This is a genomic window from Arthrobacter sp. KBS0702, assembly GCF_005937985.2.
Lineage (GTDB): Bacteria > Actinomycetota > Actinomycetes > Actinomycetales > Micrococcaceae > Arthrobacter.
Window position 1 is genome coordinate 1,210,322 of the sequence record NZ_CP042172.1, and the last position, 13,886, is coordinate 1,224,207.

A 13,886-nucleotide genomic window follows, 5' to 3' on the forward strand; every position below is an offset into this window, starting at 1 on the left:
ACGCTGTGACTGTTACTTCTTCACCTACGAAGCCGCTTTTCGGCACCGTCCTGGTCGCCAACCGCGGCGAGATCGCCTGCCGCGTGATCCGAACCCTGCGCGCCCTGGGCATCCGTTCGGTGGCCGTCTATTCCGACGCCGACGCCGGCGCCCGCCACGTGCGGGAGGCCGACGTCGCCGTCCGGATCGGCCCCGCGGCCGCCACCGAGAGCTACCTCAAGATCGAGGCCATCATCCAGGCCTGCCGCGACAGCGGCGCGGAGGCCGTGCACCCCGGCTACGGCTTCCTGAGCGAGAACGTCGACTTCGCCCGCGCCCTGGAGCGGGCCGGCATCACGTTCATCGGCCCCGGCGTCGAATCCCTCAACGTCATGGGAGACAAGATCCGCTCCAAGAACCACGTCACCGGCTACGGCGTCCCCGTGGTGCCGGGCATCGCCGAACCCGGCATGAGCGACGCGCAGCTCATCGAGGCCGCGGCCGGCGTCGGCTACCCGCTCCTGATCAAGCCCTCCGCCGGCGGCGGCGGGAAGGGCATGCACATTGTCGAACGTGCCGAGGACCTGGAGGCCACCCTGGCCACGGCCCGCCGGGTCGCCGCCAGCGCCTTCGGCGACGACACGCTGTTCCTGGAACGGCTCGTCACCACCCCGCGGCACATCGAGGTGCAGGTCCTCGCGGACAACCACGGCAACGTCATCCATCTGGGGGAGCGTGAGTGCTCGCTGCAGCGCCGCCACCAGAAGGTCATCGAGGAAGCACCGTCGCCGCTGCTCGAATCCCTGCCCGACGGCGCCGGGATCCGTGCCCGGCTCGGCGAGGCGGCCTGCAACGCCGCCCGCAGCGTCAACTACTCCGGCGCCGGCACCGTGGAGTTCCTGGTCTCCGACAACGCCCCGGATGAGTTCTTCTTTATGGAGATGAACACCCGGCTGCAGGTCGAGCACCCGGTCACCGAGATGGTCACCGGTATCGACCTGGTCGAGTGGCAGGTCCGCGTCGCCGCCGGCGAGGAACTCACCATCGGGCAGGACGACGTCGTGCTGACCGGCCACTCGGTGGAGGCCCGCGTTTACGCCGAGGTGCCGGAGAAGAACTTCCTGCCGTCCACCGGGACGGTGCTGCTGCTGGATGAGATCCCTCGCCCCGCGCAGCGGCCCGGCGCCGCAGCCCGCAGCGACGTCGAAACCGCCGGTGGCCGTGTCCGGGTGGACTCGGCGCTGGTCCAGGGGCTGGAGATCTCATCGAGCTACGACCCGATGATCTCTAAGGTGATCGCCTGGGGGCAGGACCGCAGCGCGGCCCTGGACACCCTGAACGGGGCGCTCGCCGAGTACACGGCGCTGGGCATCGACACGAACGTCGAGTATCTGCGCCTGCTGATCAACGACGCCGACGTCCGCGCCGGACGGCTCGATACCGGGCTGATCGAGCGCAAGCTGCCGGACTTCAGCTTCCGCCGCGTCGGCGAGGCCGAACTCGTTGCCGCCGCCCTGTTCGCGCTGGCGCAGACGGAGCAACAGCACCAGTCCGCGCCCGCAGCCGGGCCCTGGCAGCGCCGGGACGGCTGGCGGCTGGGTGTCCGGGTGCCGCGGCGGATCAGCCTGGGCACGCCGGACGGCGGCGTCGCGACGGTGGCCGTTGCCGACGATCCGGCGGCAGGCCTCCTCCGGGTGTCCGTCGACGGCGGTCCGCAGCGGACAGCGCTCTGGCGGCCCACCAGCCGTTGCGAGGGGGAACTGGACCTCGACGGCGGCACCACGGCCTACACCTTCGCGCCGGTTTACACCGGGCCGGTCATTCCTGACTGGGACGAGCCGTCCCCCGGGGCGCCGACGGAACTCTTCCTCGGCAACGAGGGCTGGTCCTGCCGGCTCGAGGTGCTCACCCGCGAAACCCGGCTCGCCCGGGTGCTGGCCGCCGTCGAACGCGAGGAAGGCGCCGCGGACCCGGCGGTGCGTTCGCCGATGCCGGGCACCGTAGTCTCCGTCTCGGTCAGCAACGGCGACGCCGTCGAAGCCGGTCAGGTCCTGCTCGCCGTGGAGGCCATGAAGATGGAGCACCAGCTGGTGGCGCCCCTCGACGGAACCGTGCACATCACTGTCACCTCCGGCGACCTCGTCAAGGCTGACCAGGTCCTCGCGACGATCCACCCGCACGAACCCTCGAAAGCCGAAGACACTGTCGAGGAATCCGTGATCGCCATGGGCGCCGCGGACTAGCACCCCACACTTTCAGCACCAGACCTCAGCCACAGCTTCATAGACATACCGACCAAGGAGTCACCCCCATGCCAGATTTTGAACTCAGCGAGGACTACCAGGACCTCAGCAACACCGTGCGCGAATTCGCCGACGAGGTGGTGGCCCCGGTCTCCGCCAAGCACGACGAAGAGCACAGCTTCCCCTACGAGGTCGTCTCCCAGATGGCGGACATGGGCCTGTTCGGCCTGCCGTTCCCGGAGGAATTCGGCGGCATGGGCGGGGACTACTTTGCCCTGGCCCTGGCCCTCGAACAGCTCGGCCGGGTGGACCAGTCGGTCGCCATCACCCTCGAGGCAGGCGTCTCCCTCGGCGCTATGCCGATCCACCGCTTCGGCAACGACGCCCAGAAACAGGAATGGCTGCCGCTGCTGGCCTCCGGCAAGGCGCTCGCCGGCTTCGGCCTGACCGAGCCCGAGGCCGGCTCCGACGCGGGCGGCACCAAGACCACCGCGCGCCTCGAGGGCGGGGAATGGGTCATCAACGGGAACAAGGAGTTCATCACCAACTCCGGCACCGACATCACCAAGCTCGTCACCGTCACCGCGGTGACCGGCCAGGAGGAACGGGCGGACGGCAGCGTCAAGAAGGAAATCTCCACGATTCTGGTGCCCGCCGGCACCCCCGGATTCACGGCGGAGAAGGCGTACAACAAGGTCGGCTGGAACGCCTCCGACACCCACCCGCTGACGCTGGACAACGTCCGCGTCCCCGAGGAAAACCTGCTCGGCACCCGGGGCCGCGGCTACGCGAACTTCCTCTCCATCCTCGACGAGGGCCGGATCGCAATCGCCGCACTCGCGGTCGGCGCCGCCCAGGGCTGCGTGGACCAGGCCGTGAAATACGCCAAGGAACGCAGCGCCTTCGGCCAAAACATCGGGAAATACCAGGCCATCGCGTTCAAGATCGCCCGGATGGAAGCACGCGCCCACACCGCCCGGCTGGCGTACTACGACGCGGCCGCCCGGATGCTCGCCGGCAAGCCGTTCAAGACCCAGGCCGCCATCGCTAAGATGGTCGCAGGCGAGGCAGCCATGGACAACGCGCGGGACGCCACCCAGGTGTTCGGCGGCTATGGCTTCATCAACGAGTTCACCGTGGCGCGCCACTACCGCGACTCCAAGATCCTTGAAGTCGGCGAGGGCACCACGGAGGTCCAGCTGATGCTGATCGCCCGCGAACTGGGACTGTAGCCGGCCGGAAGGATCCCGATGATCAACAAAGTTGTTGCCAGCGCCGCCGAGGCCGTCGCGGACATCCGCGACGGCGCCTCGCTCGCCGTCGGCGGTTTCGGCTTATGCGGCATCCCCGTGGCGCTGATCGATGCCCTGCACGAGAACGGTGCGACGGACCTGGAAACCGTGAGCAACAACTGCGGCGTGGACGATTGGGGGCTCGGGATCCTGCTCAAGGACGGCAGGATCCGCCGCACCATCAGCTCGTACGTGGGGGAGAACAAGGAATTCGCGCGGCAGTACCTCGCCGGCGAACTGGAGGTGGTCCTCACCCCGCAGGGCACGCTCGCGGAGAAACTGCGTGCCGGCGGGGCCGGGATCCCGGCCTTCTACACCCCCGCGGGCGTCGGCACCCAGGTGTCCGACGGCGGCCTGCCGCAGAAGTACGACGCCGACGGGAACGTCGCGGTCGCCTCCGCGGCCAAGGAGGTCCGCAGCTTCCACGGCACCGACTACGTGCTGGAGGAGGCCCTGACCCCTGACTTCGGCCTGGTGCACGCCTGGAAGGGCGACCGGCACGGGAACCTGGTCTTCCACGCCACCGCGATGAACTTCAACCCGCTCTGCGCCATGGCCGGGAAGATCACCATCGCCGAGGTCGAAGAACTCGTGGAGCCCGGCGAACTGGACCCGGAGCACGTCCACGTCCCCGGCATCTTTGTCCAGCGCGTGGTGCTCGCGCCGCACGCCGAGAAGCGCATCGAAAAACGCACCACCTCCAGCACCACCTCCAGCACCACCTCCAGCACTACAGAGCAGTCAGGAGCCTAGCCGTGGAGACGAACAACGCGCAGGGCGCGCCGCCCCGGCCCGAGGCGGTCCGCCACGAATACCGGCGCTCCGCCGTCGAACACGCCGGCGGTGAGCAGCGCAAGGGCTGGACGCGCAACGAACTGGCCGCCCGGGTGGCGAAGGAGCTGCAGAACGGCCAGTACGTCAACCTCGGCATCGGCATGCCGACCCTGATTCCCAACTACATCCCGGCCGGGGTCGAGGTGGTCCTGCACTCGGAGAACGGCATCCTGGGCGTCGGGCCGTACCCGGGGGAGGACCAGGTTGATCCGGACCTGATCAACGCCGGCAAGGAGACCGTCACCGTCAACAAGGGCGCGGCGTTCTTCGACTCCGCCGCCTCCTTCGGCATGATCCGCGGCGGCCACGTCGACGTCGCGGTCCTCGGCGCCATGGAGGTGGCGCAGAACGGCGACCTCGCCAACTGGATGATCCCCGGCAAGATGGTCAAGGGCATGGGCGGGGCGATGGATCTGGTCTTCGGCGCCAAGAAGGTCATCGTGATGATGGAGCACGTGGACCGCAACGGCAACCCGAAGATCGTGGAACGGTGCACCCTGCCCCTAACGGGCAAGGGCTGCGTTGACCGGATCATCACCGACCTCGCTGTGATCGACGTCGTGACCGAAGGGGACAAGTCCCGGCTGGTGCTGCGGGAGCTGGCCCCCGACGTCACCGCCGAGGACGTGGCAGCGGCCACCGGTGCCGAACTTTTCGAGGAAGACCAGGAACTGACCGTATGACAACGAATGCAACGCCCGGGTCCGGAAGCGGCCGCCGGGTGATCGAACAGCGCGGCCTGTACTTCGACGAACTCGAAGAGGGGGTCCTCTACGCGCACCGGCCCGGCCGGACCGTGACGGAGACTGACAACGTGCTGTTCACCACCATGACCATGAACACCCAGGCGCTGCACCTGGACGCCGCGTGGAGCGCCGGGCAGCCCTTCGGGCAGCGGCTGATGAACTCGATGTTCACCCTCGCCACCCTGGTGGGCCAGTCCGTCCCGCAGCTCACGCAGGGCACGATCATCGCCCAGCTCGGACTGACCGATGTGTCCTTCCCGCACCCGCTGTACCACGGGGACACGCTCTACACGGAGACCGAGGTGACCGGCAAGCGTTTGTCCTCCTCCCGGCCCGGCCAGGGGATCGTGACCATGCAGCACACCGGACGGAACCAGGACGGCACCGTCGTGGCCCTCGCGACGCGCAGCTGCCTGATGTGGACGCGCGAGGCGCACGCCCCCGCCGCACCGGAAGCGGCGCAAAAGGGGACAATAGGGTCATGACTTTCCTGATGGGCCCCGCCCTGCTGTTCTGCCCCGCCGACCGCCCCGAGCGCTACCAGAAGGCGGCCGAGCGCTCCGATGCGGTGATCGTGGACCTCGAGGACGCCGTCGCGCCGGCGGATAAGCAGCGCGCCCGCGGCGCCATCCTCGCCCAGCTCGGCTCCGCCGGGGACGTCCCCGAACTGGACCCCAGCCGCACGATCATCCGGATCAACCCGGCCGGCACCGAGGAGTTCGAAAAGGACCTGCACTGCCTCAAGCACACGCCCTACCGGCATGTGATGCTCGCCAAGGCCGAAAGCGCCGCCCAGCTCAAGGAGCTCGAGGGCTACAGCGTCATCGCCCTGTGCGAGACGGCTGCCGGCATCGTCAACGCCGCCGCGATCGCCGCCGAACCCAACGTGGTGGGCCTGATGTGGGGCGCCGAGGACCTCCTCGCCTCGCTCGGGGGCACCTCCAGCCGCCACGACGACGGCGGCTACCGGGCCGTGGCGCTGCACGCCCGCTCCACGGTGCTGCTGGCCGCCCGGGCCTTCGGCAAGGAAGCGGTTGACTCGGTCTACGTCAACATCCCGGACCTAGAGGGACTCGCCATAGAGTCCCGGGACGCGGTCGCGTCCGGCTTCGGCTCCAAGGCGTGCATCCACCCGAACCAGGTGGCCGTGGTCCGGGCGGCCTACGCCCCGTCCGAGTCCGACGTCGCCGCGGCAACGGAACTGCTCGACGCCGCCGCTGCCGCCGGCACGGGCGTGTTCCAGTACCAGGGCAAGATGATCGACGGGCCCATCCTCAAGCACGCCGAGTCCACGCTCCGCCGCGCCGGGCGGTAGCTTCCAGGCGCCGACAGGGGAAGCCCCGGGCCCAGGCCGGGAGTCCGCCGAACGCTGGCTTGGTGCTGGGCGGGCTTTGGCTGCCGTGAGCTCGCCGATTCGCCAGAGATGGCCGGAATGCGAGGGTCCATAGCGGCCAACTAAGTCATATGGGCGTTGGCGGGTGTGACCTGCGTGGCTGCTGGCATGGCCGGGCCCGCAGAAAGCCACGGTGCCCTCCCGGCCACGCCTGTATTCTCATCGATTCGCCAGAGATGGCCGGAATGCGAGGGTCCATAGCGGCCAACTAAGTCAAATGGGCGTTGGCGGGTGTCACCTGCGTGGCTGCTGGCGTGGCCCGCCCCGCCTGTATTCTCATCGATTCGCCAGAGATGGCCGGAATGCGAGGGGCCATACCGGCCAACTCCGTCAAATGGGCGTAGGTTGCGGCCGAGACCTGCCCCGATCCACGCCGAAGGATGGGCATGCTCGTCGCGGCTGGTGGGGGATGGGCATGCTCACCGGAGCCAGAGGTACCGGTTCTCCGGCCGTCCGGCTGCACCGTACCGCGGGGTCAGCCGGGCGCAGCCGGTGACCACCAGGTACTCCAGATAGCGGCGGGCACTGACCCGGGACAGGCCCAGCTGCAGGGCCAGGCCGGCCGCGGAAACGTCCCCCTGGCTGGACTGCAGAGCGTCGATGACGGCGTCCAGGGTGGGCCGCGAGAGTCCCTTGGGCAGCCGGGCCGCCGGACCTCCCGCCGCCGGACCTCCCGCCGTCGCCTCCGCCGGTTCGGCCGCGGATTCCGGCGGGACAGCCCGGCGCGAGGGTGCCACCAGCCGGTCGATCCGTTCCTGGTCCAAAGGGCCGGCCGCAGACCCGGCCGCCAGTTCGTCGCGCAACTCTACGTATTCGTCCAACCGCTCGTTGAGGGCCTGCGACGTGAAGGGCTTGACCAGGTAGTGCAGGACGCCGCCGGCCATCGCGGAGCGCACCGTCTCAAGCTCCCGCGAAGCGGTAATGACCAGCACGTCCACCGGTTGCTGCGGCCGGTTGCGCAGTCCCTGCAGCACGTCCAGGCCGGACATATCCGGCAGGTGGATGTCCAGCAGGACAAGTTCCGGCAGCAGTTCCGCCGCGAGGTCCAGGCCCTGCTGCCCGGTATGGGCTGTGCCGACGACCTCGAAGCCGCCGCGCGCCAGCAGGAAACCATGATGGATCCCCGCCACAGCCACGTCGTCGTCAATGATGAGGGTGCGTATGCCGCTCATAGTTGCTCCAGTACCGCCTCGTCTGTCGTGGGCACGGTTGTCCCGGCGCTAGCTGTCCCGGGGCCGGCTGTCCCGGGGCCGGGCGCGCCGGGCCCCGGGGTCCTAAGAGTTACCGTAAAACAGGCGCCCCCCAGCTCCGAACCGGACACCGCGGCCGTGCCTTCCCGGCGCCGGGCCACGCGCTGGACCAGGGCCAGGCCGAACCCCCGGGTGTTGATCCCGTCCGGCTCTTTGCTCGTCACGCCGGCCTCGAACACCGCCTCCCGCTCGGCCTCCGGGACGCCCGGGCCGTCGTCGTCCACGGTCAGCATCCGTTGCCCCGCGGGCGTCTCGGCCAGGACGACGGCGATTGTGCTGTCGTAGCCGGTGGCGTCCACGGCGTTGTCGATCAGGTTGCCCAGGACAGTGACGACATCATCGGTGCCGTCGGGGGAGCAGACCGACCCGGGATCGACCACAATGTCGATGCCGCGCTCCGCGCAGACGGTGGACTTCGCGATCAGCAGGGCCCGGACGCCGTCGTCGGTGATTCCCGGGGCGAGCGGCCGGTTCACGAAGGCCGCGTCGCTGTGGCTGCGGCCCAGGTATTCCACCGCTTTGGACTGCTCGCCCAGTTCCAGCAGCCCCGAGATGACGTGCAGCTTGTTGGCGAACTCGTGCGCCTGGGCACGGAGGGCCTGGGTCACGTCCAGGGCGCCGTCCCGGTCCCGCAGCATGGTGTGCAGTTCCGTCCGATCGCGCAGGATCAGGACCTTTCCGACCTCGCGGCCGTCGACGGTCGCCGTGTTGACCTTGCCCAGCAGTATCCGCTCACCGGACAGGACCAGCTCCTCGGTGCTGGAACCGGCCGCGAGCAGGCGGTGGATGCCGGGCTCCAGTGACGCGGTCGCCAGCGAGCCGATGATCTCCTCGCCGACGCCGAGCAGCCGGCGGGCCTCGTCGTTCACCAGCGCCACCCTGCCCTCGGCGTCGACCGCCAACAGGCCCTCGCCCAGGCCGTGCAGCATGGCGTCGCGGGTCTCCAACAGGGCGGCGATGTCCTCGGGCTCGAGTTTGTAGATCCGGCGCCAGACCAGCTTCGAGACGTACATGGCGCCGAGGGAACTCAGCAGCGCGGCGCCGAGGAGCCAGCCGAACAATTGGGGGAGGTCCTCGTAAAGGTCCGCGGCCAGGGTGCTCTCCAGCAGGCCCACCGAGGCGGTGCCGATCACCGTGCCGGCGCGGTCAAAGATGGGGACCTTGACCCGCCAGGACTCGCCCAGGGTCCCGGTCTGGGTGCCCACATAGATGTCCCCGGACAGCGGCACGGAGGGGTCCGTGGAGACGGGTTTGCCAATCTCCTCCGGGTTCGGGTGGGACTGGCGCACCCCGTTGCGGTCTGTCACGACCACATAGGTCACGTTGGAGGCCTGGCGGATGACTTCGGCGATCGGCGCGATGGTCTGCGCGGGGGAGCTCGTGCCGAAGGCATCGATCACGGAGGGCAGCCGGGCCACGCTTTCGGCGACGCCGATCAGCCGTCCCTTGTAGGCGTCGCGCAGCTGCGCCTCCTGCATCCGGATCGTCACGGCGCCGACGGCGGTGAGCACGGCCAGGACGATTCCGAGCTGGAGGGCGACCAGCTGGAAACGCAGCGGAATCCTGTGAACCATGTCACGAGTCTCCCATCCGGCGGCCTGCGCCCCGTGCCGGATGACGCCGTTCTGCCGTGACCAATATGACCACTACTACCTCTACGTCCGAATACTGTTCCCGGCCCGGACCCGCCCCTACGGTCGGGGAAGTGATTCCAATGATGTGCATCACATTCGTACAAGGAGAGATAATGACGTCCCACCTCAACTTCACCCGTCGGGCCGCACTGACGGCCGGGGCAGTCGGCCTCGTGCTCGCCGTGTCCGCCTGCGCCGGAGGCAGCACCGGCGCCGCGGCCGGGGCAAGCGCCACCGCGGACCCGATCAAGAAGCTCAGCATCATCGTCCCCGCGAACCCGGGCGGCGGCTGGGACCAGACCGGCCGGGCCATCCAGGCGGACCTGCAGTCCAACAAGCTCGTGTCCTCCGCCCAGGTCACCAACATCGGCGGCGGCGGCGGGACCAACGGCCTGGCCAAGCTCGCCACCGAAAAGGACGCCAACACCCTCATGGTGATGGGCTACGTGATGGTCGGCGCCGTGGAGACCAACGGCGCGAAGACCCGCCTTGAAGACACCACCCCGATCGCCCGCCTGACCGAAGAGCCGCTGGTCCTCGTGGTGCCGGCGGCGTCGAAGTACCAGTCCGTGAAGGACCTCGTGGACGACATCAAGGCCAACGGCAAGGGTGTGGCCATCACCGGCGGCTCCGCCGGCGGCGCGGACCACATCCTGGCCGGGCAGATCCTGAAGTCCCAGGGCGTCGAGTCGGACAAGCTGAACTACATCGGTTACTCCGGTGGCGGCGAATCCCTCGCGGCGCTCCTCGGCAACAAGGTCCAGGCCGGCATTTCCGGCGTCGGGGAGTACGCCGAGCAGGTCAAGGCCGGCAAGGTCCGGGCGCTCGCCGTTTCCGGCAAAACGGAGGCTCCCGTCCTGCCCGGCATCAAGCCGCTCAAGGACCAGGGCATCGACGTCGTGCTCACCAACTGGCGCGGCGTTGTGGCGCCGGGCTCGATCGACGACGCCCAGCGCACCAAGCTGACCGAGCTCGTTACCAAGCTGCACGAGTCCGAGGCGTGGAAGTCCACCCTGAAGAAGAACAACTGGGACGACGCCTTCCTCGCCGGCGACGGCTTCAAGACCTTCCTCACCGAGGACATCACCAAGGTCAAGACCACCCTGACGCAGATCGGCCTGGTCAAGTAACAATGTCTTCGCACGCTCTTACGCCCACCAGGCGGCCGACAGGGGAGATCCTTTTCGCCCTGTTGTTCGTCAGCGTGGGCGCGGCAGGGCTCCTGACGGCGGGATCCATCCCGATCCCGCCGTCAGAGACCGGCATCGGCCCACGCGCCTTCCCCTACATCGTCTGCGGCATGCTGGTCCTCGTCGGCACCGGCATCGTCGTGCAGGTCCTTCGGGGCAAGGTCGGCCAGGCCGAGGAAGGCGAGGACCTTGATGTCGACGCCAAAACGGACTGGATCGCCCTGGCCAAGCTCGTCGGTTTCGTGATCCTGCACATCTTCCTGATTGAACCCGCGGGCTGGCCGGTGGCAGCGGCGGTGCTGTTCAGCGGCGCCGCCTGGACCCTGGAGGCCAAGCCGCTGTGGAAGGCCGTCCTGGTCTCCGTCGCCATGGCCCTGGTGCTGCAGTACGTCTTCGGCGGGCTGCTGGGCGTCTCGCTTCCGCCGGGCCCGCTGCTCGAGGGGGTGCCGTTCTTCCATGGATAACTTCATGCTCCTGCTCGAAGGCTTCACCACGGCGCTGCAGCCGGTCTACCTGCTGTACGCCCTGGGCGGCGTCTTCGTCGGCACTGCCGTCGGCGTGCTGCCGGGCATCGGCCCCGCCATGACGGTGGCCCTGCTGATGCCGATCACCTACGCCCTGGATCCGGCGGCGGCCCTGATCGTCTTCGCCGGCATCTACTACGGCGGCATGTACGGCGGCTCCACCACGTCCATCCTGCTCAACACCCCCGGGGAGTCCTCCTCGATCGTCACCGCGCTCGAGGGCAACAAGATGGCTAAGGCCGGCAGGGGAGCGGCGGCGCTCGCGACGGCGGCGATCGGCTCGTTCATCGCCGGCACCATCGCCACCGTGTTGCTGTCCTTCCTTGCCCCGGTGGTGGCGGACCTCGCCGTCGGGCTCGGACCGGTCGATTACGTGGCACTGATGGTGGTGGCCTTCCTGACGGTGGGCGCGCTGCTGGGGGCCTCGGTGCTACGCGGACTGGCATCCCTGGCGCTGGGGTTGTTCATCGGCCTGATCGGCATCGATGACAGCACGGCCCAGCAGCGTTTCACCTTCGACAACCCCAACCTGGTGGACGGCATCGACATGGTCCTCGTGGCGGTGGGCCTCTTCGCCCTCGGCGAGGCGCTGTACGTCGCCTCCAAGCTCCGGCACGGCCCGGTCGAGGTCATCCCGGTCAGCAAGGGCAAGAACGCCTGGCTGTCCAAGGAGGACTGGAAGCGGTCCTGGAAGCCGTGGCTGCGCGGGACCTTTATCGGATTCCCGATCGGCACGGTGCCCGCCGGCGGCGCGGACGTCTCCACGTTCCTGTCCTACGCCGCGGAGCGGAAGCTTGCGAAGGGTGCCCACAAGGCGCAGTTCGGCAAGGGCGCGATCGAGGGCGTCGCCGGTCCGGAGGCCGCCAACAACGCTGCCGCCGCCGGTGTCCTGGTGCCGCTGCTGACCCTCGGCATCCCGACGACGGCCACCGCCGCCATGATGCTCACGGCCTTCCAGCGCTACCAGATCCAGCCCGGACCGCTCCTGTTCGAAAACCAGAGCGCCCTGGTTTGGACCCTGATCGCCTCGCTGTACGTGGGCAACCTGATGCTGCTGGTGCTCAACCTGCCGCTCGTGGGCCTCTGGGTGAAGATCCTGCAGATCCCGCGGCCCTACCTGTACGCCGGCATCCTGGTCTTCGCGGCGCTCGGCGCGTTCTCGGTGAACTTCTCGCCGAGCGACGTCGGCGTGCTGCTGGTGGTCGGCATCCTGGGCTACTTCATGCGCCGCTACGGCTACCCCGTGGCGCCCATGGTGGTGGCGATGATCCTCGGGCCGATGTTCGAGGTGCAGCTGCGGCGCTCGCTGCAGCTCTCCCAGAATGACCCCGCGGCCCTGATCTCCACCCCGTTCGCCGTCGTGGTCTACGCGACCATGGGCCTGATCTTCCTCGGCTCCTGGTGGCTGCGCCGCCGCCAGGCCGCCCTGGAAACGGTGACCGAGAAGGAAGAGGTGTCCGTCTAGCCACCACACCGGCAGGCCGCGGCAGTGTTCTCAACGAAACACTGCCGCGGCCTGCCGCCGTGCCTGGCTGGACCGCACGGAAACGCGGGGCCGCCGCGGTGCGGGATACTGGAACCATGCAGCCGCGCACAATCGTCCTCCTCGGATCCACCGGTTCCATCGGCACCCAGGCCATCGACGTCGTCGACGGCGCCCCGCACCTCTTCGAGATCGTGGCCCTCAGCGCTGGCGGCGGCAACCTCGAACTCCTGGCCCGGCAGGCCGTGCACACCCGGGCCCGCGCCGTCGGCATCGCCAGCGGGGACGCCGCGGCCCTCCAACAGCTGATCGACGACGCCGCCCGTGCGGCCGGCGTCGCCGGCTACCGGCCGGAGATCGTCACCGGCCCGGACGCCTCCACCCGGATCGCCGAAGTCCCGGCCGACGTTGTGCTCAACGGCATCACCGGCTCGATCGGACTCGCCCCCACCCTCGCAGCGCTGAAATCCGGCGCGACGCTGGCGTTGGCGAACAAGGAGTCCCTGATCGTGGGCGGGTCCCTGGTCAAGGCCGCTGCCCGCGAGGGGCAGATCGTCCCGGTCGACTCCGAGCACTCCGCGATCGCCCAGTGCCTGCGCTCCGGCACGGCCGCCGAGGTGGACCGGCTGGTGCTGACGGCGTCAGGCGGCCCGTTCCGTGGCATGACGCGGGAGCAGCTGCGCGACGTCACGCCCCGGGAAGCCCTGGCGCACCCCACCTGGGACATGGGCCTGATGGTCACGACCAACTCCGCGAGCCTGGTCAACAAGGGACTGGAGCTCATCGAAGCCCACCTGCTCTTCGACATCCCGCTGGAGCGGATCGACGTCGTCGTGCACCCGCAGTCGGTGGTGCACTCCATGGTCCAGTTCGTGGACGGCTCCACCATTGCGCAGGCCTCCCCGCCGGACATGCGCCTGCCGATCGCCCTCGGCCTCGGCTGGCCGGACCGGGTGGCCGGCGCGGCGCAGCCCTGCGACTGGACGAAGGCCACCAGCTGGACCTTCGAGCCGCTGGATACCCGGGCGTTCCCCGCCGTCGGTCTGGCCAAGGAGGCCGCCCGGCAGGGAAGCACCTTCCCCGCCGTGTTCAACGCCGCGAACGAGGAGGCGGTGATGGCCTTCCACGCCGGCCGGATCCGCTTCACCGAGATTGTCGATACGATCGAAGCCGTCCTCAGCGGGCACTCAGGATCCTCCGGGCTGACGGTCGAATCCGTGCTGGATGCTGAACAATGGGCACGGGCGCGGACCCTTGAACGTTTGGCCGTTGGAAGTGCCTAAGAAGTAGCCCACCCGTGCCCAGGAAGAAGCAAAGC

12 protein-coding genes are annotated in these 13,886 nt (G+C 69.0%); 10 read left to right on the top strand and 2 right to left on the bottom strand.

Annotated features, from left to right (window positions below):
• Positions 1–5: 5 nt before the first annotated feature.
• The 6 genes from FFF93_RS05515 (at position 6) to FFF93_RS05540 (ending at position 6,409) form a co-directional block, all read left to right on the top strand.
• Complete coding sequence (locus tag FFF93_RS05515; protein WP_261375314.1) at positions 6–2,222, top strand: biotin carboxylase N-terminal domain-containing protein; 2,217 nt, start codon at positions 6–8, stop codon at positions 2,220–2,222.
• A 68-nt stretch (positions 2,223–2,290) separates the two neighbouring features.
• Complete coding sequence (locus tag FFF93_RS05520) at positions 2,291–3,454, top strand: acyl-CoA dehydrogenase family protein (protein WP_138769813.1); 1,164 nt, start codon at positions 2,291–2,293, stop codon at positions 3,452–3,454.
• Positions 3,455–3,472: 18 nt separating this feature from the next.
• The gene (locus FFF93_RS05525) at positions 3,473–4,267 is read left to right on the top strand and encodes a CoA transferase subunit A (protein WP_138769812.1); all 795 of its coding nucleotides are present in this window, start codon (positions 3,473–3,475) and stop codon (positions 4,265–4,267) included.
• Between the two features lie 2 nt (positions 4,268–4,269).
• Positions 4,270–5,031, top strand: a complete 762-nt coding sequence (locus tag FFF93_RS05530; RefSeq protein ID WP_138769811.1) for a CoA transferase subunit B — start codon at positions 4,270–4,272, stop codon at positions 5,029–5,031.
• A complete protein-coding gene (locus FFF93_RS05535; RefSeq protein ID WP_138769810.1) occupies positions 5,028–5,579 on the top strand; it encodes a MaoC family dehydratase in 552 nt (183 codons plus the stop codon). Before FFF93_RS05530 ends, FFF93_RS05535 begins: the two co-directional genes overlap by 4 nt.
• Complete coding sequence (locus tag FFF93_RS05540) at positions 5,576–6,409, top strand: CoA ester lyase (RefSeq protein ID WP_138769809.1); 834 nt, start codon at positions 5,576–5,578, stop codon at positions 6,407–6,409. Before FFF93_RS05535 ends, FFF93_RS05540 begins: the two co-directional genes overlap by 4 nt.
• 497 nt (positions 6,410–6,906) lie before the next feature.
• Here the strand turns inward: FFF93_RS05540 and FFF93_RS05545 are convergent, their stop codons facing one another.
• On the bottom strand, positions 6,907–7,659 hold the full coding sequence (locus tag FFF93_RS05545; protein ID WP_138769808.1) for a response regulator: 753 nt from the start codon (positions 7,657–7,659) through the stop codon (positions 6,907–6,909).
• On the bottom strand, positions 7,656–9,311 hold the full coding sequence (locus FFF93_RS05550) for a sensor histidine kinase (RefSeq protein WP_138769807.1): 1,656 nt from the start codon (positions 9,309–9,311) through the stop codon (positions 7,656–7,658). The genes FFF93_RS05545 and FFF93_RS05550 overlap by 4 nt, the downstream gene beginning before the upstream one ends.
• A gap of 173 nt (positions 9,312–9,484) precedes the next feature.
• Between FFF93_RS05550 and FFF93_RS05555 the strand changes: the two genes are divergently transcribed.
• The 4 genes from FFF93_RS05555 to dxr all read left to right on the top strand — a co-directional run bounded on the left by FFF93_RS05555 (position 9,485) and on the right by dxr (position 13,851).
• Positions 9,485–10,501 carry a tripartite tricarboxylate transporter substrate binding protein gene (locus tag FFF93_RS05555; protein WP_138769806.1) on the top strand — a complete coding sequence of 339 codons (1,017 nt, stop codon included), beginning with the start codon at positions 9,485–9,487 and terminating at the stop codon, positions 10,499–10,501.
• Positions 10,502–10,503: 2 nt separating this feature from the next.
• Positions 10,504–11,025: a tripartite tricarboxylate transporter TctB family protein gene (locus FFF93_RS05560; protein WP_138769805.1), complete on the top strand. Its 522-nt coding sequence runs from the start codon at positions 10,504–10,506 to the stop codon at positions 11,023–11,025.
• Positions 11,018–12,550 carry a tripartite tricarboxylate transporter permease gene (locus FFF93_RS05565; RefSeq protein ID WP_138769804.1) on the top strand — a complete coding sequence of 511 codons (1,533 nt, stop codon included), beginning with the start codon at positions 11,018–11,020 and terminating at the stop codon, positions 12,548–12,550. Before FFF93_RS05560 ends, FFF93_RS05565 begins: the two co-directional genes overlap by 8 nt.
• Before the next feature lie 116 nt (positions 12,551–12,666).
• Positions 12,667–13,851: a 1-deoxy-D-xylulose-5-phosphate reductoisomerase gene (gene dxr, locus FFF93_RS05570; RefSeq protein ID WP_138769803.1), complete on the top strand. Its 1,185-nt coding sequence runs from the start codon at positions 12,667–12,669 to the stop codon at positions 13,849–13,851.
• The last annotated feature ends 35 nt before the right edge of the window (positions 13,852–13,886 follow it).

What these genes read in the sequence shown, in the direction of transcription:
- FFF93_RS05545 (WP_138769808.1), bottom strand. Translation starts at nt 7,659, where the DNA reads ATGAGCGGCATACGCACCCTCATCATTGACGACGACGTGGCTGTGGCG.
- FFF93_RS05535 (WP_138769810.1), top strand. Translation starts at nt 5,028, where the DNA reads ATGACAACGAATGCAACGCCCGGGTCCGGAAGCGGCCGCCGGGTGATC.
- FFF93_RS05560 (WP_138769805.1), top strand. Translation starts at nt 10,504, where the DNA reads ATGTCTTCGCACGCTCTTACGCCCACCAGGCGGCCGACAGGGGAGATC.
- FFF93_RS05565 (WP_138769804.1), top strand. Translation starts at nt 11,018, where the DNA reads ATGGATAACTTCATGCTCCTGCTCGAAGGCTTCACCACGGCGCTGCAG.
- FFF93_RS05555 (WP_138769806.1), top strand. Translation starts at nt 9,485, where the DNA reads ATGACGTCCCACCTCAACTTCACCCGTCGGGCCGCACTGACGGCCGGG.
- FFF93_RS05540 (WP_138769809.1), top strand. Translation starts at nt 5,576, where the DNA reads ATGACTTTCCTGATGGGCCCCGCCCTGCTGTTCTGCCCCGCCGACCGC.
- FFF93_RS05520 (WP_138769813.1), top strand. Translation starts at nt 2,291, where the DNA reads ATGCCAGATTTTGAACTCAGCGAGGACTACCAGGACCTCAGCAACACC.
- FFF93_RS05550 (WP_138769807.1), bottom strand. Translation starts at nt 9,311, where the DNA reads ATGGTTCACAGGATTCCGCTGCGTTTCCAGCTGGTCGCCCTCCAGCTC.
- FFF93_RS05525 (WP_138769812.1), top strand. Translation starts at nt 3,473, where the DNA reads ATGATCAACAAAGTTGTTGCCAGCGCCGCCGAGGCCGTCGCGGACATC.
- dxr (WP_138769803.1), top strand. Translation starts at nt 12,667, where the DNA reads ATGCAGCCGCGCACAATCGTCCTCCTCGGATCCACCGGTTCCATCGGC.